The following is a 23,414-nucleotide window of genomic DNA, read 5'->3' as shown; positions in this document are numbered from 1 at the left end:
CATTATTGATCCAATGTATAAGGTGCAAGGCCGGTAGGCATCGGTGCAGGAGGCGTGCAGGTGCTTTGCATCTCGTAATGCTTTTTCTCATCCGAAGCATCATGGAACGCCCACATCGCTTCCAGCACATGGTACGCCAGCTCACCGGAAGCCCGGTGAGGACGACCGCTCTGCAGCGCGTACGCCATGTCGGCTGCGGCGATACCGCGGGTATTCTCCGCGTAGCCGAACAGCAGGGGCTGTTCCTTCCACTCGGCTTCGCCGGCAATCCGGTACTGCACCTTGCCGCCGAAGTTGTTCGGATCAGGTACACGCAGCGTTCCTTTCGTACCGTAAATTTCGATGTTCGGCAGATTGCTGCCGCCGAATACGTCAAAGCTGGTGATGATCGTTCCAATCGCACCTTCGGCGAACTGGATCAGCCCAGCGACGTGGGTAGGGATTTCCACCGGTATTTTTTGACCGTATTTTTTGGAACTGGTGATCGTTCTTTCTTCCAGCGCCTTGCCGGTCATACCCGTGATGGTCTTGATCGGACCGAGCAGCTGCACGAGTGCGGTCAGGTAGTACGGCCCCATGTCGAACATCGGTCCTCCGCCGGCCTGATAATAAAATTCGGGATCCGGATGCCAGGTCTCGTGACCTCCGCCGAGCATAAATGCCGTGGCAGCGACCGGTCGGCCGATCAGCCCATCCTGGATCACTTTGAGGCAGGTCTGAATTCCGGCGCCGTAGAACGTTTCGGGCGCGCAGCCCACGCGCAGGCCTTTTTCCTTGGCGAGCTGGAGCACCTTCTGCCCATCTTCACGGGTGACGGCCAGCGGCTTTTCGACGTATACATGCTTGCCAGCCTCTAGAGCCTGCAGGCAGACCGACGCGTGCGCAGCAGGGATCGTCAGGTTGATCACGATTTGAATTTCGGGATCCGCGAGCAGCTCTTCGGGGGAATACACTCTGGGTATGCCGAATTCGGCTGCTTTTTCTGCGGCACGCTCCTTATCGATGTCAGCGCAAGCTACCAAATCCAGCACATCAAATTTTTTGCAGTTTTCCATATAAATGCTGCTGATTTTCCCGCAGCCGATAATGCCTACTTTGATCTGCTCCAAGAGTAACCCTCCCCTTAATATTGGCTGTCTGCCATGCCGTTATATGCTGTCTCCGGCTTCCAGTCGGAGCCGGCTTCTTTGCCTTCGGCGGCCCATACGAAGCCGCGTCTCATCATTTCCTTCACCTGCGGCATGTCGACGATATCCGCATGGTGTCCGAGCGAATTGTAGAAGACGCGTCCACCGCCCCAGTACTTCGTCCAGACTACCGGCATGTCAACCGGTTTGTTGGCCGAATGCGGGCCATGAACGACCGGGAAACGGGTTGTGGCGTGAACTTCCACCGCCGGATCCACATGCAGGTAATACTGCTCGCTCGCGACCTCGAAGTCCGCGATCCCCTGCAGCAGGGAGCCTTCCTCTTCGTCTGTCACGTTAACCATGTATCGAACCCCGTCATTCCCCGGATGGGCGACCCACTGTCCGCCAGTCATGAACTGCCAATCGACCTGCGTCCGGAAGGAGTCGCACATGCCGCCGTGGCAGCCGGCAAGGCCCACACCGCTCTGCACGGCTTCCGACACGTTGCTCACCAGCTCATTCCGGATTTCTCCCATCGTCCAGCAAGGGACGATCAGATCAAGACCGAGGAGCTTCTCCTTGTCGGCAAACGCTTCCAGCGTATCCGATACTTCTACTTCAAACTGCTCGGCTTCCAGCACGTTTTTGAAAATCTCTGCCACCTGCTTGGGCTCATGGCCATCCCATCCGCCCCATACGATCAGTGCTTTTTTCATGCGGCTCGCTCCTTGTCTATGCTTGATATGCTCGCTACTCGTTACTCAATACCTTCGCCTGATTGGCTTACATTTCCGAAATTTCCACCCAGCGCCGCTCCTCGACGGAACGCTCCACCGCCTCAAGCACCGCCTGACATTTCACACCGTCGTGGAAGTTCGGGGAAGGCTGTCTGTCCTCGTGAATCGCTTCCATCAGCTCCAGCATTTCATGTGTAAACGTGTGCTCGAAGCCGATGGTGTGTCCGGCAGGCCACCAAGCATGCGAATACGCGTGAGCGGCGTCGGTCGCAAGCACCCGGCGGAAGCCCTGCACATCCTCCTGGTCGTCGGTAAAGTACACTTCCAGCTCGTTCATCCGCTCAAAATCAAACTTGACACTGCCTTTGCTGCCGTTGATCTCGAACGAGTTCGTGCTGCGGTGTCCTGCCGCAAACCGGGTCGCCTCAAAGCTACCGAGCGCGCCTCCTGTGAACCGGGCCATAAACAGGGTTGCATCATCGACGGTCACTTTGCCCATCGGTCCGCCCAGACTGCCTTTGGCGCTGAGTCCGGTCATATTTTCTGCGAGCGGTCTCTCCTTGATAAACGTTTCGCTCATGCCGATGACTTCCTGGATATCGCCGACGAGGTAGTGGGCCAAATCGATCAGATGGGCCCCAAGATCGCCGTGAGAGCCCGAACCCGCGATATCTTTCTGCAGCCGCCATACTAACGGGAAGGCAGGGTCCAGAATCCAGTCCTGCAGAAACCAGGCGCGGAAATGATAGATTTGTCCCAGCCGGCCGCTTTCGATCAGATTTTTGGCCAGCCGGACCGCAGGCGAGAACCGGTAGTTAAAGCCGACCATGTGCTTCACTCCCGCCTCCTCTGCAGCCTTCAGCATTTCACGGGAGTCGGCAAGCGTCAGGGCCAGCGGCTTCTCGCAGAAAATATGCTTCCCTGCCTTGGCGGCAGCCAGCGCGATGTCCTTATGCGCATCACTCGGCGCGTTGATGTCGATCAGGTCGATGTCATCCCGCGCCACCAGGTTTCGCCAATCCGTCTCCGTTTCGGCCCAGCCGTACTGCCCGGCCGCCTGCTGAACCGCATCGGCATCACGGCCGCAAATCGCCGCCATCTGCGGCTGAATCGGCGCCTCCGGGAAAAACATGGGCAGCGCCCGGTACGCATTGCTGTGGGCCTTCCCCATAAATTTGTAGCCTACCATGCCAATTCGCAGCGCTTTCATTTCCATCCGAATTCCTCCATCTCTTTGGTATATTGGACTTTCTGGCTCATTAGAGCCGCAGATTCTGGGACGATGCCCGGATGACCAGCTCCGTCGGAAGCATGATCCGAAAGGGTTCACCCGAAGCCGATGCTCCCTGCTCCAGCCGCTTCAGCACTTCAGCGACCGCAATTTCCCCCATTTCATAAAAAGGAACCTTTACGCTGCTCAGTTCAGGCGTCGTTACCTGTGAAGCATCCGAATTGTCGTAGCCGAACATGGCCGGAAAACGCTCTTCAGACAGCCCAAGATCCCGGAGACCCTGCATCAAGCCGATGGCCATCCGGTCGTTTGCGGCAAAGACGGCATCCACCTGATCGATGACCTTCATTAATTCGGAAGCAGCGGTGATGCCGCTGCTGCGGCTGAAGTTTCCGCGGAAGATCCGTTCCTCCTCCAGCACCAAACCCGCCTCGGCCAGCGCTTTCTCGCAGCCTTGAAGGCGATCCCGGCTGTTGGAGTAGGTCAGCGGCCCATTCATGAACGCGATCCGGCGATATCCCTGTTCGATCAGATGGCGGACCGCCATATAGCTGCCCTGTACATGGTCTGCATCGACCTCACTGAAGGGCTCGCCTTCAAAGTGCTGATTGATCAGGCAGAAAGGCAGTCCTTCCTCTGCGAGACGGCGAAGGGCCAGCAGTTCTTCCGGATCATCCTTCGCCCCCAGGATGATGCATGTATCGATTTTATGCGCATGAAACCAGCGGACATAATCCATGGACTCGCCGGGCGTCTGAAACAGCAGCAGGATATCATGACCCAGCTCCCTCGCTTTGCTGCCGATTCCGCTTAAAATTTCCGAGAAGAAAAAGCTCGAAAACATATGCACCTTCGGCACATATGGAAGAACGACACCAATGTTGCCGCTGCGGCTGGTCGCAAAATTACGGGCCAGTGCACTGGGAACGTAATTCAGCTTCTTGGCAGCTTCCATGACGCGTTGTCTCGTTTCTTCTTTCATGGGGCCGACTCCGTTGAGCACCCGCGACACCGTCGCTTCCGATACCCCGGCTAGTTCGGCCACCTCTTTGCGGGATGCGATGGCAACTCCCCCTTTTCCGAATGATGTACGCGCGTACATTTTCTCACCTAACCATCCTATTGTCAAGGCAAGTTTTTCAAAAAAACGCTCCGATTTCGGCGGTTTAACCAAATAAAAAGCGACCGAACCGGAGACTTCCCGCTGGGTCGCTTTTTATTGAATCGATTACTATATTAAATTTCCGATCTCGTCAGCCAAACTTTAATTCTGGCAATCACTTCATTGATGTTCAGCGGTTTGCTCAAATAGTCGGACGCGCCGGCCGCCAAGCACTTATCCCGATCCTCTTTCATCGCCTTGGCGGTCAACGCAAGGATCGGCAGATCGGTCATCTCCAGCGTCTGGCGGATATTCCGCATCGTCTGGTAACCGTCCATTTCCGGCATCATAATGTCCATCAGAATCATATCGATATCCGGTTCGGCCTGAAGCAAGTCCAGGCACTCGTATCCGTTCTGTGCGGTGAGCACCTGCATATTATATCTCTCCAAGGCATTGGCCAGCGCATATACGTTTCGAATGTCGTCATCAACAACGAGGATTTTCTTCCCATCGAACAAGGCCGAGTCTTCCAGGAACATATCCTCTGCGGCCGGCAGATCGGCGGCAGGCTCTTCCGCATAAATCCGACTTCCCACAGGACGCGCAGCCTGCGCCGAAGCCGTACTTGACGGACCGGAGATGGCTGCTGCTGCCGCTGCCTCGGCTTGCATCACAAGCATCGGCGACTCATCGACATACTCGGTCTGGTAAGGGAGGTAAAGGGTGAACGTGCTTCCTTTGCCGGGTTCGCTCTCCACGACCAGCTCTCCTCCCAGCAGTTTGGCGAATTGAAGCGAGATGGACAGTCCGAGTCCTGTGCCGCCATATTTCCGCGCCGTTGCTCCATCCGCCTGTTTAAAGGCCTCGAAGATCACCTGCTGCTGCTCGTCGGTAATTCCGATTCCGGTATCGCGAACCGCGAAGGCCAATGTCTCATAAGGCATGTAAAACTGCGGGGTCGAAACCGAGTCGAGCTTGTATATGCTTAAAGACACTTCCCCGCGTTCGGTAAATTTGAACGCATTGGACAACAGGTTCCGCAATATTTGATGGAGTCTTAACTCGTCGCTGAAAAAGACCTCGCCTACGTTCGGCGCGATTTCGACTTTGAAGTCCAGCGACTTGGCCTCGGCCGTTTTGGCAAAGTAGCGGTACATGATCTCCGGCAGCTCACCCGCGTTGATCGAGCTGATATCCAGCTGGATCTGTCCCGATTCTACCTTGGATAAATCCAAAATATCGTTGATCAGCCGCAACAGATCCGTACCGGAGGAATGGATGACGTTGGCGTAATTGACCTCTTCCTCCAGCAGCGTTCCGTTCTTGTTCTCCGACAAAATCTGGGACAGAATAAGCATGCTGTTCAGCGGAGTGCGCAACTCGTGCGACATGTTGGCCAAAAACTCGGATTTATAATTGGAACTGAGCTTCGCCTGTTCCGCGTATTTTTCCATCTCGGCCGCCGCTTCCTCCGCCTGAGCTTTCTGATACTCCAGTTTATCATTCAAGCTTTGGAGCTCGTCGGTTTGCATCTGCAGCTCTTCGGACTGAACCTGCAGTTCTTCCGTCTGCACCTGCATCTCCTCAGACTGGGCCTGGAGCTCTTCATTCATCGTCTGGGCTTCCATATACAAGCGCTGGATTTGCGCTCGGTTGATCACGCTGTGCATCGTGACGCCAACCGTATCCAAGAGCTGCCGCAGCATGTCCAATTGATGCTTGCTGAACGTCACCAGCGCGGCAATTTCGATCACAGCCAGCGTCCTGCCCTCGAACACGATCGGAGCAACAGCAAGATAGGTCGGAACGGCGCTCCCCAATCCCGAGGAGATGTGTATGTAGTTGTTCGGTATCCGGTCCAGCGTGATCATGCTCTGATCGGCGGCACACTGGCCGACAAGTCCCTGACCCCAGGCGATGACCGATTTGCCTGCCTTACCCTCGTGTTCTCCTGCATAGGAAGCGAGCCGCACCAGCTCCTCCTCCTTGGCTTCGTACAATACGATATAAGGCACCTGGAAAATGGAAGCGAGCCGATTGACAAACACGCGGCTAAGACTGGCCAGGCCCGCTTCGTTCTGAAGCAGTGTAGCGGTGGCGGCAATCTGCTCCTTCATTTCATTCTGCTGCTGCACTTCCCGAAGCAGGTCGTTCGTTGCACTGCCGAGTTCTGCGATTTCATCGCGCGTGCGGGTATGGATGCGCTTGTTCAAATTGCCGCCTGAGGCGATGTCACGAATTGTGCCCGTAACTTCCTTGATCGTCGTAACGATATTTCTGGAGATCAGCACGGCTGCTGAGATGGATACGGCCGCGAGCACAATCCAAAGAAGATAGATGATCGTGATCAGTCTACGGTTATTGTCCTCAAGCGTCTGCACCCGCTCGCTCGTCAGCCCTTTCTCCGTGTCCAAAAACGCCGTTAATTTTTCCCGCATGGCGTCCATTTCCGGCTTGCCCGGGTCACGTTGGAAAAATGTCCGAACTTCAGCATCCTGACCGCTGCGCTTCATCTCAATGGACGGCTTGCCTGCGATCTCAATCCATCGGTCGATATTGGCCTTGATGTCCTCCAGATTTTTCTGCTGCTCAGGGTTGTCCGCCAGCAAACGATACAGCTGGTTGTACTCGCTCTCCCATTTCGAGCTGGCCGCCGTGTACGGCTCCAGATAGCTCGTGTCTCCCGTGATCATATATCCGCGCTGGCCTGTCTCCATGTCCAGCAAGGACTTTTCAATGTTGTGGGCCAGGTCATGGACCTCGATGTCATGCTGGCTGATAAAATCGGTTTCCCGCTGCAGCGAAGCAACCCGGCTCGAAATCACTCCCAGGAACACCACAACGCACACGAGCACAAAAATATATCCAAGAATAATCTTGGACCGAATGCTGAGCCTCATCTTTCCTAACAAAATCGAAACCTCCATCCAACGGGTGTTCTCTTTCTTCTAATAACTATAGAGTGACCAGTTCATTCAATATAGTATTTTAGAACTTGTTGGAACGAATATCAATAACTAGAGTTATCATCAAGGCAGGATGAACCGTTGACGGGCCGCATCGCTGAAGCCCGCTGCAGGTGGTTTTCAGTGGATCCGCCAAAGCAGTCCTTTGTATATTTGTATGGAAAACATATGGATAACAACTGTGTCCATTATCGTCTAATCGATGATTCTCCTGCTCGGATTCAATAGATTCTCCACGTTGCTTCAGCAAAAAAGAGGCCTCCGCGGCTTTAACCGCGAAGGCCCTCCTCCCTTCATTCTTCAAAGATATTATCCCAGGACAACCCTGTCGTCGGACAGCTTATGTCCGCTGATTTGCTCGAATTCAGCCAGCAGCTCTTCGACGGTCAGCGTCTTTTTTCGCTGTTCGTTGATGTCCAGAATGATTCTGCCTTTGTCCATCATGATCAAACGGTTGCCGAGCCGGATCGCCTGCTCCATATTGTGCGTGACCATCAGGGTCGTCAGGTTCAGCTCCCGAACAATCCGGTCGGTGAGCCGCGTGATCAGCTCCGCCCTTGCAGGGTCCAGCGCCGCGGTATGCTCATCCAGCAGCAAAATTTGCGGCTTGGTGAATGTGGCCATCAACAAGCTGAGCGCCTGACGCTCTCCTCCGGACAGCAAACCGACCTTCGCCCGCAGCCGCCCTTCCAGGCCGATGCCGAGCTTGGACAGCTCTTCCTTGAACATCGCCCGCCGGCCGGACTTGATGCTCAGCCCCAGTCCTCTCTGCTTGCCTCTCGTATAAGCCATTGCCAGGTTTTCCTCGATCGTCATGTGGGGAGCGGTGCCCGCCATCGGATCCTGGAATACGCGGCCGATCCAGCGGCTCCGGCGGAATTCCGGAAGCTGGCTGATCACCGCTCCCTCGATCCGCACATCCCCTGCGTCTGGCTTCATGACGCCGGAAATGATGTTCATGAGCGTGGACTTGCCCGCCCCGTTACTTCCGATCACCGTGACGAAGTCGCCGGGATTCAGCTTCAACGAAATGTCGTGCAGCGCAATTTTTTCATCCGGCGTGCCCGGATTAAACAGCTTCGATACTCTGCTCAGCTCCAGCATCAGAAATCACCTCCAACCGTCCGGCCTGTTCTGCTGCCCAGCTGGCTGGACAGCTCTTCGGTTCGGCGCTTGGCCAGCTGCTTCTGACGAAGAGCGCGCCTTGCGGTTGGAAGCACCAAAGCGATGATCACGATGATGGCTGTGATGAGCTTCAGGTCGGACGTATCGAGCCATTCCACCCGGAGCGCGAGCGCCACGACGATCCGGTACACGATCGCCCCGAGCACGACGGAAATGGTCGTATGGATCACATTCGTCGCTCCGAATATCGCCTCACCGATAATGACGGAAGCCAGCCCGATGACGATCATGCCGATCCCCATGGAAATATCCGCGAATCCTGACTGCTGGGCAACCAGTGCGCCGGAGAGGGCGACCAGTCCATTGGCCAGGCTGACGCCGAGAACCGTCGTCGTATCCGTGTTGGCGCCGAAACTGCGGATCATCCGTGCGTTATCTCCCGTTGCGCGTAATGCAAGCCCCAAATCGGTCCGCAGGAACAGATTCAGCAGAAGCAAAATCAGGATCACCGCGATCGGCATCGTAATGAAAGCGTTCACTGATGAAAAAACGGTGCTTTCCCCAAGCAGGGACGTGTTCGGTTTTCCCATAATCCGCATGTTGATCGAATATAGCGCAATCATCATGATAATACCGGATAACAGTGCATTGATTTTCCCCTTGGTATGGAGAAGTCCCGTACAAATTCCCGCGAGAAGCCCGCCGCCGAACGCCGCCAGGCTTGCCAGCCAAGGATTGTAGCCGTGGGTAATCATCACGGCGGCGATTCCGCCGCCGGTGGTGAAGCTGCCATCCACCGTCAGATCCGGAAAATCAAGAATGCGATAAGTGATATATACGCCGAGCGCCATCAGCGAGTACAGCAGCCCGAGCTCAAGTGCTCCCAGTAGTGAATCCAGCATGGTGTCAGCCTCCCTTATGACGAAGGGAGTGGACGAAGATTCCGGCCACTCCCCATCGCTCGATTACTGAATAATATCGTTTTCTTTGTCCGTTACTTTGTCTTTCATGGCGTCGGTTACTGTGATTCCTTGCGCTTCAGCCGCCTTCAGGTTCAGAATCAGGTCCAGCTTCTCCTGCATCGTCACTTTCATATCGCCCGGCTTCTTGCCGTTCTTCAAAATATCGACCGCCATCTGGCCTACCTGGTAGCCATGGTCATAGTATTTAAAACCGACCGTAGCAAAGGCTCCCTTCTCGACCGTATCCCGGTCGCTGGAGAAGAACGGAATGTGCTTCTCGTTCGCCAGCTGGATAATGGAATCCACGCCGTCAACGACGGTGTTATCCAGCGTAATGAACAGCGCATCCACCCGTCCCACCAAGGACTCGGCAGCCTGCTTCACTTCCGATGTGTTCGTTACTGCCGCGCGCACCAGCTTGATATTGTGCTTTTTGAGCGTTTCCTCGGCATTCTTGGCCATCACGATCGCGTTAGGCTCGCCTTCGTTAATGACGATCCCGACGTTCTTCACGTTCGGGAAGCTCTCAGCGATGAAGTCCATCAGCCGTTGAACCGCTTCCGGATTCGTGTCCGAGCCTCCGGTTACGTTGCCCCCTGGCTGATCCAGATTCGAGACGATCTTGGCATCCAGCGGGTCGGTAACTGCCGCGAACAGCACCGGCGTATCTTTGACCTGCTGTACCAGGGCTTGCGCCGAACCGGTAGAAATGCCAAGAACGAGATCATTTTTACCGGAGGCGATCTTTTGGGCAATGGAAAGGTTGTTAGCCGGATCTCCCTGCGCGTTGTTGAAATCGATCTTCAGGTTATCGCCTTCCGTAATCCCCGCATCCTTCAATGCGGCGATGAAGCCCTCGCGCGTGGCATCCAGGGAAGGATGCTCGACGATTTGCGAAATGGCTACGGTGTAGGTCTTTTTGTCTGTGCTACCTGCATCGGTCCCGGTCCCGCTACCTGACCCGGCTTCACTGGACTTGGTGCCCGAGTTTCCGCAGCCGGCCGCCATGGTTACGAGGAGTGCGGACATCACGACGGATAATAGCAAATTTCTCTTTTTCATGTTCATAACCCCTTCCGATTCTCTTCTTTAGCACTTTCATATACGAAAGCATTAAAGTAAATAAGTGCGAAAAATACCGTATCGGGCGGACACACGGGTGCATGAACTGCCTGCCCGGATATTTTTCATAGAATTAAATAACCACTGGATTATTCATTATCATAAGGGGCACTGCCAATATACGTCAATCAATAAGTTGCAAAAAAGTACAGGTTTTTCCGGACTTTTGCAGCCTTACGCTTCCAGCTCCCGGACAAGATCATGCAGCTTCATCTCCGACATGCTGGGAATCATCATATCATAGCCTTCAAAAGGGAAGGTCTGGGTCATCGAATTAGGCACGATCACCGTATGTACGCCTGCTCCTTTGGCTGCAATAAAGCCGTTAAGCGAATCCTCAAAAGACACCGCCTGATCCGGGGTTACTTCCAGCTTCTGCAATGCCAGCAGGTACAGCTCGGGATCCGGTTTGACCTTGGACACGAGGTCCGCCGTACAAATAACGTCGAAGTAAGATTCCAGTTCGAATTTGTTGAAATATGGCTCAATCCAGTTGTAATAAGAGCTTGATGCCAGCGCGATCTTCAGCCCGAGCCGCTTGGCCTCCATCAAATAGTCCTCAACCCCCGGTCTGACTTCAACATCCTTGAGCAGCTCCCGGTAGATGACATTGACCTGTTCCTTGACGAGGGCCGGGTCCACTTCCCTGCCCAGGCACTCGGACAAATAGGTATACGGATTAAATACATCGAAATTGGTGCCGACGCACTTCGCGTACGTCTCCAGCGGCAGCTCTGTGCCATGCTCCCGGTAAATCTCACAGAAAGCGTGATAGGCCGGCGTTTCGGTATCGACGATGAGACCGTCAAAATCAAAAATCAATGCTTGAATCAAGCCGTTCACCCCTTCTTTATCTTAGTCGATGGGCTGTAAAGCCGCATTAATAGATTCGCCTTGCGGCAGGGCTATTCCTCCCTGATACCACCATGTAGTCAAACAGGCCGCGATTCAGGAACCGCAGCCTGTGCACAAATATAAAGCTGTCATTCGGAGCTTACATTCTGCTGATCTCCACTTGGCCAAGCAGCCGGCGGAAGGTGTCCGGATCGACGCTGCCGGCCATGGCCGATAAGGCGTTCGCCGTCCCCGCGGCAGCGGCCATAGCGATGCCCTCCTCGGCGGGGAGCTGCTTCAGCAGCGACACGGCCATGCCCGCCACAAAAGAATCACCGCAGCCTACCGTATTGACCACCTGAATCGGAGGGGTCACGGCACGATAACGTCCCTGCGAAGTGACCGTCAGCGATCCGGCACCCCCGAGCGATACGCAGACGCGCTCCATCCGGTACTCGCGGAGCAAGTCTTCCATCGCCCGGAGCAGCTCCTGCTCATCCCGGATGCCCGTGCCAAGCAGAGCAGCAACCTCTTCTTCGTTGGGCTTGATCATATCCGGATTTGCCTGCAGTCCGAATCGGAGCGCGTCACCGCTGGCGTCAAGAATCACATATGCCCCTTCCTTCTTGGCCGCGCCGACAAGACGGATGTAATAATCGGCCGGGGCCCCGGCCGGCAGGCTGCCGCTGATGCAGACGACTTTCGATGTGCTTGCCAGTGTGGACATCGTCTGCTCCATCGCGTCAAGTGCCCGGTTATCCACCACCGGACCGGGCTCCAGAAGCTCTGTCGACGACCCGGTCTCTTCATCGATGATGTTGAGGCATAGTCTCGACTCCCCTTCCACGGCGACAAATTGATGCGCAATGCTCATATCATCCAGCTGCTTCTTGATGATTTCCCCGTTCATGCCGCCGACGATGCCCGAAGCGGTAACCTCTGCCCCGAGCTGTGCGGCGACTTTCGCCACATTAATGCCTTTCCCCCCGGGGGCTGCCAGATATTGTCTGACCCGGGATACCTTCCCGTGCGGAAATGCCGGCAAGTAGTATGTTTTGTCAATGGCTGCGTTCATCGTTACGGTCGTTATCATAAGATCCCATCCCATCTATGGCTTGATTTCGCAAGGCAGCTCCGATGCCTGTATCTCCGCCGTGTGGTGCCATCTGCCTTCATGTTGCAATGTTTGGAAAGCTTTGTTCCAGCTTGGGGTTGACGAATGCAGGCTTCCGGACGAACCTGAAACCACGAGCACGATTCCTCTATATAGCACGACCCTGCCGATTTCATTGCGGATAAACCATGGCTGCATTCCTCATAGACCTGCAAAACATGGGAATTCTATGTATGCCGGCACCTCACGCTGCAGGTGAACGGTCAGATTTATACTCAGGAGGCAATAGAGCTATGAAGTGGATGTCCGCCGTATTCGTCAAATCCGTCGCCTTGTCCCTCGCGCTGTCTCTCTCGCTGCTCGTTGCCGAGCCGGACCCTTCCGTTGATCCTCCCTACGCCAAGTGGGGCCTGATCGCCGTGAAGGAAGCCCAGAAAAAATACAACTCGGAAATTACGGATTACCTGCATATCGGACGCATCAATCTGTCGCCGACGGAAGCGGAAGAAACGTTCAAGCTGCTCCTTAGCCGGCAGGGCATGCCGGCAGCTGTGCTCGCTACCGTCCGGTTTAACACGGTGACCGAAAGACTGATATCCATTAAGTTCAGAGATACACAGCCTTAAAACCGATCCTTAACAGGCAGGCTCGTTCAGATCGTCAGCTGCTCCAAATGCTTGACGCAGTTGAATAGCCCGCATTCCCAGCTCTCTTCGATCTTTCGGATGACGGTGATGGATGTGTTATGCAGATGCTCGGACGTGTCCGTGTGCGGAATCAGAACAGGAAGTAGCGTGCCGATCAGCGCCCCATGACTTACCACGAGGACGCGATCTTCAGGATGGCTGGCGCAAATGTCCATGACCGCTTCCATTCCTCTGGCAATCATCGAGTCGTCGGTCTCGATCCCGAGATCCAGCGAAGCCCAATCATAACCCCATCGAAGCACCCGGTCTTCCTCGACCGTCCCTTCGATCTGACCGCAGTGGATTTCCCGCAGCCGCGGATCGACCTGGACGGTGAGCCCCAGCGCGGCCGCAATCGTTTCGGCGGTTTCCCGCGCCCGCGACAAATCGCTGGCATAGACGGCGTCCCACCGCTCTTTCTTCAGCCGTGCAGCCAAGGCTCTTGCCTGGGCCCGCCCGGTTTCGTTCAAAGGGATATCCGTCTGGCCTTGCGCCCTGCGCTCGATGTTCCAATCCGTGATGCCGTGCCTTACAAATCCGATCGTCGTCATTTGCCAACATCCTCCTTGTCGTAAAACTTCATATGGCCCTTCGTCTCCCGATAATAGGCGAGCCGATCCGCAAGTGTGCCGGTATGGAGCTCAAACCGATGCCCGTCCGGGTCCAGGAAATATACCGAGAGCTTGTCCCGCTCATCCCGCTGCCTGCCCTCAAGTACGCGAACGCCGTAACTCTGCAGTCGGGACAGCCAGGCTTCGAAATCCTGATCTTTCACCGTAAAGGCGATATGAGTATACGTCGATGGTGTATCCCCCCGCTCCGCATCCTCCTGATTCAGCGCAATCCAGAGTCCGGCTAGATCAAAGTAAGCCAGCTTCCGGCCCTGCACGAGCAGCTGGGCGCCCAGAACGTCCCTGTAAAAAGCGATGGACCGATCCAGATCCGAAACGGAAAAACAAAAATGATTCACACCCTGTATGTTCATGATTCCTCCTGCATTCAGCCTTTTCGTACCCACACAGCTGGCCGTTAACAAGGCTAATCCCACACCTGATCCAGCTTATCGGCATAAAAGGCAATCGCCTTCCGGTACGCTTGGATCCCGTTGTCCGCGCTGGTTTCCGCAAGCTGCCCGAGGAGCTCCTCCATTGCAGCGGCATGCTCCCCTAAATTGTAAAGAGCCATGGCGTAAAAAACAGAAAACTCCCTGCGTTCGGGAAACTTCTCCATCGCCTGCTTCAACAGCGACTTTGCGTCCTCATATCGTCCCAGCGTACGGTATGTACTGCCGAGCCCCAGCATCGCCCCCGCCAGCTCTTCGTCCTGCAGTCCGAGCGAAATCGCCTTTTCATAATAAGGCACGGCTTCCTTCTCCAAGCCCAGTACGTCGTGGGTCCATGCGGTCTGATACAAGATCTCCGGCTGCTCAGGCTGTTCCGCCAGCAGGGAAAGCCAAATTTCCCTAGACTGCTCGGCATTCCCTGACTGCCGGAGCGTTACGGCGTTCCTGAAGGTGCGGCGCCCGGCAAAATCCTCTCTTCCGGCCCTGAAAACGACCAAGTGGCCGTCCCGCAGGTGGTTCTCCCGAAAACCGAGCCTTCTCAGAACCTTTTGCGATCGAGGATGATCCTGCTCCACATGGGCTTCGATCTCATCCAGCTTCATCACTTCAAAGCCGGCCTTCATCAATTCTTCGAGCGCCTCAGGCATATAACCGCTGCCCCAATATTCCGGAGACAGATCATAGCCCATTTCCGCCCTTTCTCTCTCGCCGTCCTGGACCCAACAATGGAATCCGCAGGTGCCCATAAACGTATCGTTCTCACGGTCAAATATGGCATACCTGCAGCCGGAACTGCGGGTGAGCGCAATAATTTCGTCCGCTTCCTTCAGGCTCACCAAAGGCTCAATATCCATGAACCGGGTGACTTCCGGGTTGGAGAACAGCCGAAAGACGTCTTCCCGGTCCTCCGGCTCAAGCGGCCTCAACCTCAGCCTCTCCGTATGCAGGATAGGGTACTGTACATCACGCATCGCTGGGCCCCCTTCATGTTGAAATTTTTGCAAAAAACGCCGGATTACCATATTGCATATAGCACCAAAAATATATATTGACATAATAACGGTTTTGTGTTATAATAAAATATTCATTTTGACAACTTAGTTCCCTGTCCGTAATATAGACTCTGTCTTGAAATCCATGAGTTGGAATTAGGGAGGAATCGAAGGATGAGTACGAACCAAGCTGCCACAAGCGTGTTAATGCTGGACGTATCCGCCGTCATGATGGGCAGCGTTAACACCGTTCACCCTGCGGTCATTACGGATGGAAACGATACGCTCCTGATTGACACCGGCTACCCCGGTCAGTATCCCCTCTTGCGGGAAGCGATGAAGTCCCATGGCCTATCGATCGATTCGATTACCCATGTCATCATTACGCATCAGGATCTGGATCATATCGGCAGCCTGCCGGCCATACGCCAGCACGCCCCTCGTCCGGTCGAAGTCATGTCCAGTCAAGAAGAAAGGCCCTATATTCAGGGTGAAAAGCGTTTGATCAAGGTAACCCCGGAGGCGATCGAACGGGCCAAAGCGTCTCTGCCTCCGGAAGTACCTGCTGAGTGGCGTAATGCCTTTATTTCTACGCTGGAGAATCCACCCCGGTCACCTGTCGACACAATCATCCATGAAGGGGAAGAGCTCCCCATCTGTGGCGGCATCGTCGTGATTGGCACACCGGGGCACACTCCCGGGCATATCAGTTTATACCATCGGCCGACCCGGACGCTGATCGCGGCCGACGCCCTCCGTGTCGTTGACGGAGAGCTGCATGGGCCGGATGCCGACACGACCGTCGATATACCGCTTGCGACGCAGTCCATCGCCCAACTGGCCGCCTACGACATATCATCCGTTATTTGCTACCACGGCGGAAAAGTTGAAGGACCCGTTGTACATCGGCTACTGGAGCTAAGCGGAACGCAGCGTTCCCTTTAGAAAGAAGGATCAGCGGCCCGTTCGAAGCCGGCGACCTGAGTGCTGTAATAGTCGTAAGCTCTATGCATTTTTGCCATATATTCCGGATCCCCGCTGGAACAGGCAAAACGGATATCTCCTCCGCGCTGCGTTCCGGACGTTCCCGTTTTCTTAAGAATATAGTCCAGCCTCCGCACCGTCCCGGCGCTCCCGTCAATGATCTCAATATGCGGCGGCAGAATCTGCCTCAAGATCCGGGTATAGAAGGGATAATGCGTGCATCCGAGCACCAGGGTTCCGTATTCCTCCAGCCGGTAATCGGCAAATTTATCCAGAAAATACCGTGTCATCCGGTCCGGGTCGAACTCCAGCGCTTCGCAGTATCCGACCAGCTCGGGGAGCGGCAGGGAGTCTACGATGCTGTGGTCATCCACCCTGGAAACGAGCTGGGTGTATTTAGACTGGTGCAGGGTCAGCGGGGTTGCCGCCACCAGCACCCTTTTCCCGGTCAGCCGGTTCATTTCAACTGCGGGCTTAACCGCAGGCTCCATCCCGATGATCGGAATGTCGTATTCCCGGCGAAGCTCCTCCGCCGCGGCGCTCGTTGCCGTATTGCAGGCAATGACAAGCGCTTTGATCTCGTCCTGCAGAATCATGTCCACGGACTGGCGGACATAATCCAGAACCTGATCCTTTGTCTTGGTTCCGTATGGAACGTGAAGCGTGTCTGCAAAAAATAAAAAGTCTTCGTTGGGCAGCTGCTTTACGGCTTCAGACAGCACGGTCAGTCCGCCGAGGCCTGAATCAAAAAGCGCAATTCGCATGTTGTTCACCTGATTTTTCTTAATAATTGCTCCGGGCGCATATCCATGGCTGCCCGGCGATGTTCCATCCGGGGCCGTCAGCCCCGGAGTTATTATATCATGTTGTCCGGGCATCATCGGGAAATCTGTAAACCATGCCGATAAAGAGCACGTTCCGCCCCCCCACCATCGAGGAGAACTCGCAGGTCTCCCTGAATCCTGCCCTGCTGTATACCTTTGCAGCACGCTGATTGAATTTGGCCACCGCTAGGCGGATTCCCTTCCCGGGAAACTTATCGGAAACATAAGCCATGCCTGCTTTTACAAAATCCAGGCCTGCACCCTGCCCCGTCAGCTCGGGATTCATTCCCAATCCGTAATCAACGCAGGTATCATCTTCGTATAGACCGGCCCCATAACCTCCGGCAACACGGGCTGAATTGCCCGTGCAGTAAAAACCGACCAAATTTCCGGCGGAGTCCGACGCTGCTGCATAATCCCCGTTCATCAGCTCCAATATATCTTCTTCATCTGCTGCCATACTATAGAAGTCGTACGGAGCCGGATAGTGCCATGTCGATATCCGGGCGGCAGCTTCCCGGGTCATCGGTTGAATCTGTATTTCCATGCCTAATGGTTACCTTCCTTCAAGTTTTACTGCTCACCAAGTCCACGGCCGATAAAATTGGCCGAAACCCTTGGCACATGAAGCTCTTTGGCCCAAACGGACAATTGGCCCATATGATGAATTTCATGGGCGATGACGTGCTTTGCGACCTCTCCGTAACGCAAGGGTTCGGCATGCCAGGCGGCCTTGACGATTTCCCCGTCCCGCTCAGGACTCCGGCTCAGAATCAGCGGACGAAGCTCTGTCACGTAGCTGTCGGACAAGGCTCTGACTTTACTCAGGGTCGCGAAATCCTCGAATTTTGGTTCTGCAGCCTCCTTGCCTTCGGCAGCCAGCATCCAACTGTACTCGACGTCAGCGATGTGGAACAAGGTTTTCAGGATGGAGCCAACTCCGCCCGTTCGCTCCTTCAGTAATTCTTCATGACTCAACTGTGCGCAGACATCAAACCATTCATCGCGTACCTGCCAATTATATAGAAAAAGGGATTTCATCATTTCCTCCTGGCGCAGTGTTCCTGCGCTCATTGTTCATGTTATGAACCCGACGCTTGCCCCGACCGGGCGGGCTCCCGGGAAAATTGTTCGGCAGTTTCAATTTCCTTGAATTATTTTTTTCTGCGGTACGGTCTTCAAGGGCTCGGCAATCATCCAGACATGGCCGAACGGATCCTTGATCTTCCCAACCAAGTCCCCGTGAGGCTGTGCGGCAACCTCCCTAAGCATGGCCGCTCCAGCCGCAAGGGCGTTGTTCACTGTTTCCAATGCATCCTCAACGGTGATATACAAAATCACCGGCGTTCCACCGAGCGTTTCCGCTGCGGTATTATGCTCCGGAAATTCGTCCGCGACCATGAACCGCGCATCACCGACCCGGATTTCAGCATGCGATGTTTTCCCGTCTTCCGTAACCATCCGGTTCGCTTCCGTCGCGCCAAACACCGATTGGTAAAAAGAAATGGCAGCGGCAGCATCATGAACGGCCAACATCGGAATGATACTCAAAGCCAGCCCCCCTATTAAAGATCATATCCGTTCTATTAATATAATCGCTTTTCGTAGCTTTCCGCCAGCGACCGTGCGACCTGCTCCTCCGTAACCTTTAATCCGCGCACATGATCCGCGATGATGGCGGCAGGATTTGGCAGGTTCTCCCGCTTCGGCCATTGTTCCGGATCCCACAGCTTGGAGCGCTTGAAGGCTTTGGCGCAGTGAATATAGCACTCCTCGACCTCCACGCCGATGCCTATTTGCGGGATTTTCCCCTGGGCGGACAGTTTCTCCATCAGCTCAGGATCCGCAGTAATGCAGGCCTTTCCGTTAATCCGGAGCGTCTCCTCCAGCCCTGGAATGATAAAGATCAGCCCGGCACTCGGATTCTGCAAAATATTTAGCAGCGAATCATACCTCCGGTTACCTGGTCTTTCCGGAATGACCAGCCGCGTATCATCCAATATGTATACAAAGCCCGGTGCATCGCCGCGGGGTGATACGTCGCAGCTGCCCTCCGCGTCATTCGTGGACAGGAACAGCAGCGGAGACTTGGAAATAAATTCGCGGCAGTGGGAATCCAAACGCGTGATAACCTTGTTCCTGACCAGTTCGCTGGGAGGACTGCTCAGTAATCGAAGCTCCTCCTCCGATTGAATGATTGCCTTAAAAGGAATTGCCGTCATCGCTCATCCCCCTGTTTCTCATTCATTTTGTATATAATGTAATCCAGCTTCTCCTCAACTCTCCTCAAGGCGGCATCGGAATTTCTGACATGCCTGCTGCCGTTGGATACGTATTTGAACAGGCCGAAGAAAAACAAAAGGATCAAGCCGATCACGACAAGCGAAAATACAAGGCTGAACACGTTAACCGACACTTCCAACGCACCTCCATGAACCTATTATAATCGTTTTGGACAGGGAAGACAGCCGGACGGGCGCTAATCACCTCGGCTTTTCGGATCAAGCTTGTGATTTTGCCCCTTGCCCATGATATCATATCAAGTAGTACACCATTTACATAAAGGGAGATGAAGGATGTTGAAACAGGAACTCACGGAACGGTTAATCTCTTACGCCAGGGTGGAGACCCAATCGAATGAAGAAAGCAGCACCACGCCTTCGACTCCGGGACAGCTCACCCTTGCGCGCATGCTGGTGGAAGAGCTGAATTCCATCGGCATGAAGGACGTCACGATGGATGAGAACGGCTATGTCATGGCCACGCTTCCTTCCAATACGGACAAGGATGGCGTGCCGACGATCGGCTTCCTCGCCCATGTGGATACCGCAACGGATTTTACCGGCAAAGGCGTTAATCCGCAAATCGTCGACAACTATGACGGAGGCGATATCGTTCTGAACGCGGGACTAGGCGTCGTCCTTTCCCCAAAGCTGTTTCCTGAGCTGCCTCAGTACAAAGGGCACACGCTGATCACGACGGACGGAACGACCCTGCTTGGCGCAGATAACAAAGCCGGCATAGCCGAAATCATGACGGCGATGGCTTACCTGATCGGCCATCCGGAAATCAAGCACGGGACGGTCAGAGTCGCGTTTACCCCCGACGAGGAAATCGGCCGCGGCCCCGAGAAATTCGATGTTGCGGCTTTCAACGCCGATTTTGCCTACACCGTGGACGGCGGACCTCTTGGCGAGCTGGAATACGAGAGCTTTAATGCAGCCAAGGCAAGCATCACGATCCAAGGCACCAACGTTCATCCGGGCACGGCGAAGAACAAGATGGTAAACTCGATCAAAATCGCCATGGAGCTGAATTCCATGCTTCCACCGGAGCAGGCGCCCGAGCATACGGAAGGCTATGAAGGATTCTATCATCTGCTTTCGCAGAACGGAGATACCGAACGCACAAAAATGGAGTACATCATCCGCGATTTTGACCGGACGGAATTTGCCGCAAAGAAAGAGCATCTGACCCAGGTCGTGAAGCAGCTTCAGGCAAAATACGGCGAGGAGCGCGTCATCCTGGAAATGCGCGATCAGTACTACAACATGAGGGAAAAAATCGAGCCGGTAAAAGAGATCGTCGACGTAGCCTACGAAGCGATGGAAAGCCTGGGCATCAAGCCGATTGTCAAGCCGATCCGCGGCGGAACGGACGGTTCCCAGCTCTCCTATATGGGGCTGCCGACGCCGAATATTTTTACGGGTGGTGAAAACTTCCACGGCAAGTTCGAATACATTTCCGTCGACAATATGCTGAAGTCGGTACAGGTCATCATCGAAATTCTGAAGCGCTTTGAAGCAAGAGGCGTATGAGCATCATTCCAGAGGGAAACAATCAGCGCAATATCGAACGTTTCTCCGGATACGGGGATACCTACGACCGCTACCGGCCCGCAGCGCCTCCCCTGGTGACGTCCCTCCTGACTGGGTACCTTCAGCGCAAGCCGGAACTGGTGCTCGATCTGGGCTGCGGCACCGGGCTGTCCACGCTGGTCTGGAAAAAGCACGCGGACCAGGTTATCGGCATCGAGCCGAATGACGACATGCGCAGCGTCGCGGAGTCCAAGCTGGAGCAGATGACGGATGCAGCCCACATCCGCTTTATGGCAGGCTACTCCAACCAGCTTGCCGTCGGCAGCGAAACCGCCGACATTATTACGTGCTCGCAGTCTTTTCACTGGATGGAGCCGGCAAGCACGCTGCTGGAGGCTGCCCGGGTGCTGAAGCCCGGCGGCATCTTCGCCGTCTACGATTGCGACTGGCCGCCGACGCTGTATTGGCAGGTGGAGCAAGCCTACGAAGAAGTGATCAACCGGGCCGACGGCATCATCCGCGAACAGCTCAGCCAAGAGAAGCAGGCTGTCAAAAGGGATAAGGAAAAGCATCTCGCGGCCATTAAGGACAGCGGCCATTTCAGGTTCGCCAAGGAAATTGTGTTCCATCATGCGGAGGATTGCGATGCTGACAGGTATTTCGGCATCGCAATGAGCCAGGGCGGAGTTCAAACGGTCCTCCGGCTAAACCCGAAGGAGTTGGATGAAGACATTAAGCGTTTCAAACAAGTCGTCGATGACTTCTTCCAGGAAAGGACGCTGCAGGTTTTGTTCAGCTACCGGATGAGACTCGGCGTAAGATAAACCTGAAAATGACAAAAAAATCAGGCCAAGCAGCCGGTTTTACTTTCCTCCTCAGTGAAGGAGAAGCAAATCGAATTGCTGACGCCTGATTTTTTTTGCACGCTTCTTCAGCCCTGATCCCCTTAAAAGTAATTCTTCACCGCTAAATATCCCCCACTTGATTCACTTTGGCAATTGACAAGTAGACACTGACCAAGCCAATCAGGCCCAGCACTGCGTATAACATGTTCGTATTCAACGGAATATGAAGCAGTCCTGCGAAATTCGGGAACTGCATGAGAAAAACGGAGCAAATCACGGTCGGAATGACCGCCCTCTTCCAGATCCCGAACAAAAACAGCGGAACAAAGCTGATAACCGAGACAACCGCGGAATGAACGATCGACTTGACCGTAAACGAAATGATGTCCGCGAGGGTTGGCAGTCCGTGAATGACGTCGATGAACAAATCGAACACATAGGTGGTAATTCCGGATAGAACAAAAGATATAAGCGTACACAGGAAAACCGCCAGGAAGATAAACCAAACTTTTGCCATAACCAGTTTTTTGCGGCTAATGGGATATCCGAATGAAAGGGACATCGTTTTATTCTTATATTCCTCGATAAATACGTGATTAATCATGGAGGCGCCGAACAGAACAAACCCCATTTGGATCGCCGACATCAGCTCCATCGCGCTTGAATAACTCTCCTCAAAATCCGTGAACGCTAAATCAGCCATGACCACTTTTAAAAAGAAAACGGGAAGAAACATAAGGATCACCCAATAGATCATCACTTCACCGATAACCTTTTTCTGCTCTAATTTTCTCCACTCGAGCTCAATCAGTTTAGTCAAACTTATCGCCCCCCTGGATTTGGTGGTAAAAATAGTCTTCCAGCGTACTCGTATGCTTCTGAATTTCCTCAATTTCAATATCGTTCGATATCAATGTTTTCGAAATATCACTTGTGGATCGGGCCGTGTCGTATACACGAATCCTTGTATCCTTCACAATTTTGATGTTGGAAATTTGGAGCTTATGTTCAAGCAAATAGACCGTTTTCTGCACATTCGAAGTGACCAGTTCGATATAATCGGTCCGCAACTTCTGAATGTCGGCCAGTGCGACTTCATTCACCAGTTTCCCGTGCTGAATCATCCCGATTCGGTCAGCCATCTGCTCGATTTCACCCAGGATGTGACTAGACAGGAGAAACGTTATGCCATATTCCTTGTTTAACATCCGGATTAATTCCCGCATATCTTTAATCCCGATGGGATCCAGCCCATTGGTGGGTTCATCCAGGACAATCAGCTCAGGCTTCGTAATCATGGCACGGACGATTCCCAGACGCTGTTTCATGCCAAGCGAGAAGTCCTTCACTTTCTTGTCATCAATCCCATGCAAATTGACCATATCCAGCGCTTGGGTGATGGCCTTTCCGTCATAAAAGCCCAGATATTCACAGTGAATCCGCAAGTTCTCCATGGCTGTTAGATGTTCGAAAAATATCGGATATTCAATGATGCTCCCGACTCGCTTTAACCCGTCTTTTGCAGATTCCGTAAACTTCTTGCCAAATAGCATGATTTCTCCCGATGTGGGGATGATGATTCCCGTGAGCATTTTCATGATCGTCGTTTTACCGGCACCGTTCGGTCCAAGCAAGCCGTAAGTTTCTCCTTTTTTTACCGTGAGATTAACATTCGAAGTAATCGTTTTTCCTTTTACCGTTTTGGTAAGCTCATAGGTTCGAATGACGTCGCTCATTTGAGTGATGATCCTCCCGTCTATATTCATCCTTTGAATTACTTCTATCGTAAAGCAAGGAATGGATCATTTTTCTTACTCAATCCTTACAAGTTTCTTAAGTTCGTAAAAAGAGGCGTTCAGACAGAACACCTCTTACG

At 53.9% G+C, this 23,414-nt stretch carries 25 protein-coding genes; 4 read left to right on the top strand and 21 right to left on the bottom strand.

Features of this window, described 5'->3' with window-relative positions:
• Positions 1 to 2: 2 nt before the first annotated feature.
• From KI379_RS08515 to pfkB, 10 genes are all read right to left on the bottom strand, one after another.
• Positions 3 to 1,109 carry a Gfo/Idh/MocA family protein gene (locus tag KI379_RS08515; protein ID WP_076167738.1) on the bottom strand — a complete coding sequence of 369 codons (1,107 nt, stop codon included), beginning with the start codon at positions 1,107 to 1,109 and terminating at the stop codon, positions 3 to 5.
• Positions 1,110 to 1,123: 14 nt separating this feature from the next.
• Positions 1,124 to 1,846: a ThuA domain-containing protein gene (locus KI379_RS08510; protein ID WP_076167741.1), complete on the bottom strand. Its 723-nt coding sequence runs from the start codon at positions 1,844 to 1,846 to the stop codon at positions 1,124 to 1,126.
• 67 nt (positions 1,847 to 1,913) lie between these two features.
• A complete protein-coding gene (locus tag KI379_RS08505; RefSeq protein WP_076169501.1) occupies positions 1,914 to 3,077 on the bottom strand; it encodes a Gfo/Idh/MocA family protein in 1,164 nt (387 codons plus the stop codon).
• A 49-nt stretch (positions 3,078 to 3,126) separates the two neighbouring features.
• Positions 3,127 to 4,200 (bottom strand): LacI family DNA-binding transcriptional regulator, encoded by a 1,074-nt coding sequence (locus KI379_RS08500; RefSeq protein ID WP_089546633.1) that lies wholly within the window; start codon positions 4,198 to 4,200, stop codon positions 3,127 to 3,129.
• A gap of 134 nt (positions 4,201 to 4,334) precedes the next feature.
• On the bottom strand, positions 4,335 to 7,115 hold the full coding sequence (locus KI379_RS08495) for a CHASE3 domain-containing protein (protein ID WP_212983285.1): 2,781 nt from the start codon (positions 7,113 to 7,115) through the stop codon (positions 4,335 to 4,337).
• A 363-nt stretch (positions 7,116 to 7,478) separates the two neighbouring features.
• Positions 7,479 to 8,273, bottom strand: a complete 795-nt coding sequence (locus tag KI379_RS08490) for an ABC transporter ATP-binding protein (RefSeq protein WP_076167745.1) — start codon at positions 8,271 to 8,273, stop codon at positions 7,479 to 7,481.
• The gene (locus tag KI379_RS08485) at positions 8,273 to 9,196 is read right to left on the bottom strand and encodes an ABC transporter permease (RefSeq protein WP_076167748.1); all 924 of its coding nucleotides are present in this window, start codon (positions 9,194 to 9,196) and stop codon (positions 8,273 to 8,275) included. The genes KI379_RS08490 and KI379_RS08485 overlap by 1 nt, the downstream gene beginning before the upstream one ends.
• Before the next feature lie 63 nt (positions 9,197 to 9,259).
• Positions 9,260 to 10,318: an ABC transporter substrate-binding protein gene (locus KI379_RS08480; protein ID WP_076167750.1), complete on the bottom strand. Its 1,059-nt coding sequence runs from the start codon at positions 10,316 to 10,318 to the stop codon at positions 9,260 to 9,262.
• A gap of 234 nt (positions 10,319 to 10,552) precedes the next feature.
• Positions 10,553 to 11,212: an HAD family hydrolase gene (locus KI379_RS08475; protein WP_212983284.1), complete on the bottom strand. Its 660-nt coding sequence runs from the start codon at positions 11,210 to 11,212 to the stop codon at positions 10,553 to 10,555.
• A gap of 160 nt (positions 11,213 to 11,372) precedes the next feature.
• The gene (gene pfkB, locus KI379_RS08470; RefSeq protein WP_212983283.1) at positions 11,373 to 12,305 is read right to left on the bottom strand and encodes a 1-phosphofructokinase; all 933 of its coding nucleotides are present in this window, start codon (positions 12,303 to 12,305) and stop codon (positions 11,373 to 11,375) included.
• A gap of 314 nt (positions 12,306 to 12,619) precedes the next feature.
• On the opposite strand from pfkB, the gene KI379_RS08465 reads away from it, so the two are divergent.
• The gene (locus KI379_RS08465; protein WP_076167758.1) at positions 12,620 to 12,952 is read left to right on the top strand and encodes a DUF3889 domain-containing protein; all 333 of its coding nucleotides are present in this window, start codon (positions 12,620 to 12,622) and stop codon (positions 12,950 to 12,952) included.
• 26 nt (positions 12,953 to 12,978) lie between these two features.
• Here the strand turns inward: KI379_RS08465 and KI379_RS08460 are convergent, their stop codons facing one another.
• Genes KI379_RS08460 through KI379_RS34290 form a run of 3 tightly spaced genes read right to left on the bottom strand, consistent with a single transcriptional unit; the run spans position 12,979 to position 15,046 of the window.
• The gene (locus tag KI379_RS08460; protein ID WP_076167761.1) at positions 12,979 to 13,563 is read right to left on the bottom strand and encodes a histidine phosphatase family protein; all 585 of its coding nucleotides are present in this window, start codon (positions 13,561 to 13,563) and stop codon (positions 12,979 to 12,981) included.
• A complete protein-coding gene (gene fosB, locus KI379_RS08455; protein ID WP_089546629.1) occupies positions 13,560 to 13,997 on the bottom strand; it encodes a metallothiol transferase FosB in 438 nt (145 codons plus the stop codon). The genes KI379_RS08460 and fosB overlap by 4 nt, the downstream gene beginning before the upstream one ends.
• A 53-nt stretch (positions 13,998 to 14,050) precedes the next feature.
• Positions 14,051 to 15,046 carry a tetratricopeptide repeat protein gene (locus tag KI379_RS34290; protein WP_306433652.1) on the bottom strand — a complete coding sequence of 332 codons (996 nt, stop codon included), beginning with the start codon at positions 15,044 to 15,046 and terminating at the stop codon, positions 14,051 to 14,053.
• A 195-nt stretch (positions 15,047 to 15,241) separates the two neighbouring features.
• Between KI379_RS34290 and KI379_RS08445 the strand changes: the two genes are divergently transcribed.
• Entirely contained in the window at positions 15,242 to 16,012 is a 771-nt protein-coding gene (locus KI379_RS08445; protein WP_244879219.1) for an MBL fold metallo-hydrolase, read from the top strand.
• On the opposite strand, the gene murI is transcribed toward KI379_RS08445, so the two are convergent.
• The 6 genes from murI to KI379_RS08415 all read right to left on the bottom strand — a co-directional run bounded on the left by murI (position 16,009) and on the right by KI379_RS08415 (position 19,291).
• Positions 16,009 to 16,815: a glutamate racemase gene (murI, locus tag KI379_RS08440; protein ID WP_076167769.1), complete on the bottom strand. Its 807-nt coding sequence runs from the start codon at positions 16,813 to 16,815 to the stop codon at positions 16,009 to 16,011. The two genes, KI379_RS08445 and murI, sit on opposite strands and share 4 nt — an antisense overlap.
• A gap of 97 nt (positions 16,816 to 16,912) precedes the next feature.
• Complete coding sequence (locus KI379_RS08435; protein WP_212983282.1) at positions 16,913 to 17,422, bottom strand: GNAT family N-acetyltransferase; 510 nt, start codon at positions 17,420 to 17,422, stop codon at positions 16,913 to 16,915.
• 26 nt (positions 17,423 to 17,448) lie between these two features.
• Positions 17,449 to 17,916: a DinB family protein gene (locus tag KI379_RS08430; protein WP_076167774.1), complete on the bottom strand. Its 468-nt coding sequence runs from the start codon at positions 17,914 to 17,916 to the stop codon at positions 17,449 to 17,451.
• A gap of 99 nt (positions 17,917 to 18,015) precedes the next feature.
• On the bottom strand, positions 18,016 to 18,426 hold the full coding sequence (locus KI379_RS08425; protein WP_084203757.1) for a VOC family protein: 411 nt from the start codon (positions 18,424 to 18,426) through the stop codon (positions 18,016 to 18,018).
• Positions 18,427 to 18,461: 35 nt separating this feature from the next.
• Positions 18,462 to 19,097, bottom strand: coding sequence for a pyridoxamine 5'-phosphate oxidase family protein (locus KI379_RS08420; RefSeq protein WP_212983281.1), 636 nt, complete (start codon positions 19,095 to 19,097; stop codon positions 18,462 to 18,464).
• The gene (locus KI379_RS08415) at positions 19,094 to 19,291 is read right to left on the bottom strand and encodes a hypothetical protein (RefSeq protein ID WP_076167781.1); all 198 of its coding nucleotides are present in this window, start codon (positions 19,289 to 19,291) and stop codon (positions 19,094 to 19,096) included. Before KI379_RS08415 ends, KI379_RS08420 begins: the two co-directional genes overlap by 4 nt.
• 163 nt (positions 19,292 to 19,454) lie before the next feature.
• On the opposite strand from KI379_RS08415, the gene pepT reads away from it, so the two are divergent.
• A complete protein-coding gene (gene pepT / locus KI379_RS08410; RefSeq protein ID WP_076169509.1) occupies positions 19,455 to 20,693 on the top strand; it encodes a peptidase T in 1,239 nt (412 codons plus the stop codon).
• Between the two features lie 2 nt (positions 20,694 to 20,695).
• Positions 20,696 to 21,517: a class I SAM-dependent methyltransferase gene (locus KI379_RS08405; protein WP_212984647.1), complete on the top strand. Its 822-nt coding sequence runs from the start codon at positions 20,696 to 20,698 to the stop codon at positions 21,515 to 21,517.
• Positions 21,518 to 21,659: 142 nt separating this feature from the next.
• Here KI379_RS08405 and KI379_RS08400 read toward each other — a convergent pair whose 3' ends face one another.
• Positions 21,660 to 22,358 carry an ABC transporter permease gene (locus tag KI379_RS08400; protein ID WP_076167783.1) on the bottom strand — a complete coding sequence of 233 codons (699 nt, stop codon included), beginning with the start codon at positions 22,356 to 22,358 and terminating at the stop codon, positions 21,660 to 21,662.
• Positions 22,351 to 23,274: an ABC transporter ATP-binding protein gene (locus KI379_RS08395; RefSeq protein ID WP_212983280.1), complete on the bottom strand. Its 924-nt coding sequence runs from the start codon at positions 23,272 to 23,274 to the stop codon at positions 22,351 to 22,353. Before KI379_RS08395 ends, KI379_RS08400 begins: the two co-directional genes overlap by 8 nt.
• Between the last annotated feature and the right edge of the window lie 140 nt (positions 23,275 to 23,414).

The organism is Paenibacillus cineris (genome assembly GCF_018333335.1).
GTDB lineage: Bacteria > Bacillota > Bacilli > Paenibacillales > Paenibacillaceae > Paenibacillus_AQ > Paenibacillus_AQ favisporus.
Note: the sequence above shows the minus strand (reverse complement) of the source record. Positions and strands in the feature narration are given on the sequence as shown.

Excerpts from the sequence above, each read along its gene's own strand:
- KI379_RS08510 (WP_076167741.1), bottom strand. The coding sequence starts at position 1,846 with ATGAAAAAAGCACTGATCGTATGGGGCGGATGGGATGGCCATGAGCCC.
- KI379_RS08505 (WP_076169501.1), bottom strand. The coding sequence starts at position 3,077 with ATGAAAGCGCTGCGAATTGGCATGGTAGGCTACAAATTTATGGGGAAG.
- KI379_RS08500 (WP_089546633.1), bottom strand. The coding sequence starts at position 4,200 with ATGTACGCGCGTACATCATTCGGAAAAGGGGGAGTTGCCATCGCATCC.
- KI379_RS08490 (WP_076167745.1), bottom strand. The coding sequence starts at position 8,273 with ATGCTGGAGCTGAGCAGAGTATCGAAGCTGTTTAATCCGGGCACGCCG.
- KI379_RS08485 (WP_076167748.1), bottom strand. The coding sequence starts at position 9,196 with ATGCTGGATTCACTACTGGGAGCACTTGAGCTCGGGCTGCTGTACTCG.
- KI379_RS08480 (WP_076167750.1), bottom strand. The coding sequence starts at position 10,318 with ATGAAAAAGAGAAATTTGCTATTATCCGTCGTGATGTCCGCACTCCTC.
- pfkB (WP_212983283.1), bottom strand. The coding sequence starts at position 12,305 with ATGATAACGACCGTAACGATGAACGCAGCCATTGACAAAACATACTAC.
- KI379_RS08465 (WP_076167758.1), top strand. The coding sequence starts at position 12,620 with ATGAAGTGGATGTCCGCCGTATTCGTCAAATCCGTCGCCTTGTCCCTC.
- KI379_RS08460 (WP_076167761.1), bottom strand. The coding sequence starts at position 13,563 with ATGACGACGATCGGATTTGTAAGGCACGGCATCACGGATTGGAACATC.
- fosB (WP_089546629.1), bottom strand. The coding sequence starts at position 13,997 with ATGAACATACAGGGTGTGAATCATTTTTGTTTTTCCGTTTCGGATCTG.
- KI379_RS34290 (WP_306433652.1), bottom strand. The coding sequence starts at position 15,046 with ATGCGTGATGTACAGTACCCTATCCTGCATACGGAGAGGCTGAGGTTG.
- KI379_RS08445 (WP_244879219.1), top strand. The coding sequence starts at position 15,242 with ATGAGTACGAACCAAGCTGCCACAAGCGTGTTAATGCTGGACGTATCC.
- murI (WP_076167769.1), bottom strand. The coding sequence starts at position 16,815 with ATGCGAATTGCGCTTTTTGATTCAGGCCTCGGCGGACTGACCGTGCTG.
- KI379_RS08435 (WP_212983282.1), bottom strand. The coding sequence starts at position 17,422 with ATGGAAATACAGATTCAACCGATGACCCGGGAAGCTGCCGCCCGGATA.
- KI379_RS08430 (WP_076167774.1), bottom strand. The coding sequence starts at position 17,916 with ATGAAATCCCTTTTTCTATATAATTGGCAGGTACGCGATGAATGGTTT.
- KI379_RS08420 (WP_212983281.1), bottom strand. The coding sequence starts at position 19,097 with ATGACGGCAATTCCTTTTAAGGCAATCATTCAATCGGAGGAGGAGCTT.
- KI379_RS08395 (WP_212983280.1), bottom strand. The coding sequence starts at position 23,274 with ATGAGCGACGTCATTCGAACCTATGAGCTTACCAAAACGGTAAAAGGA.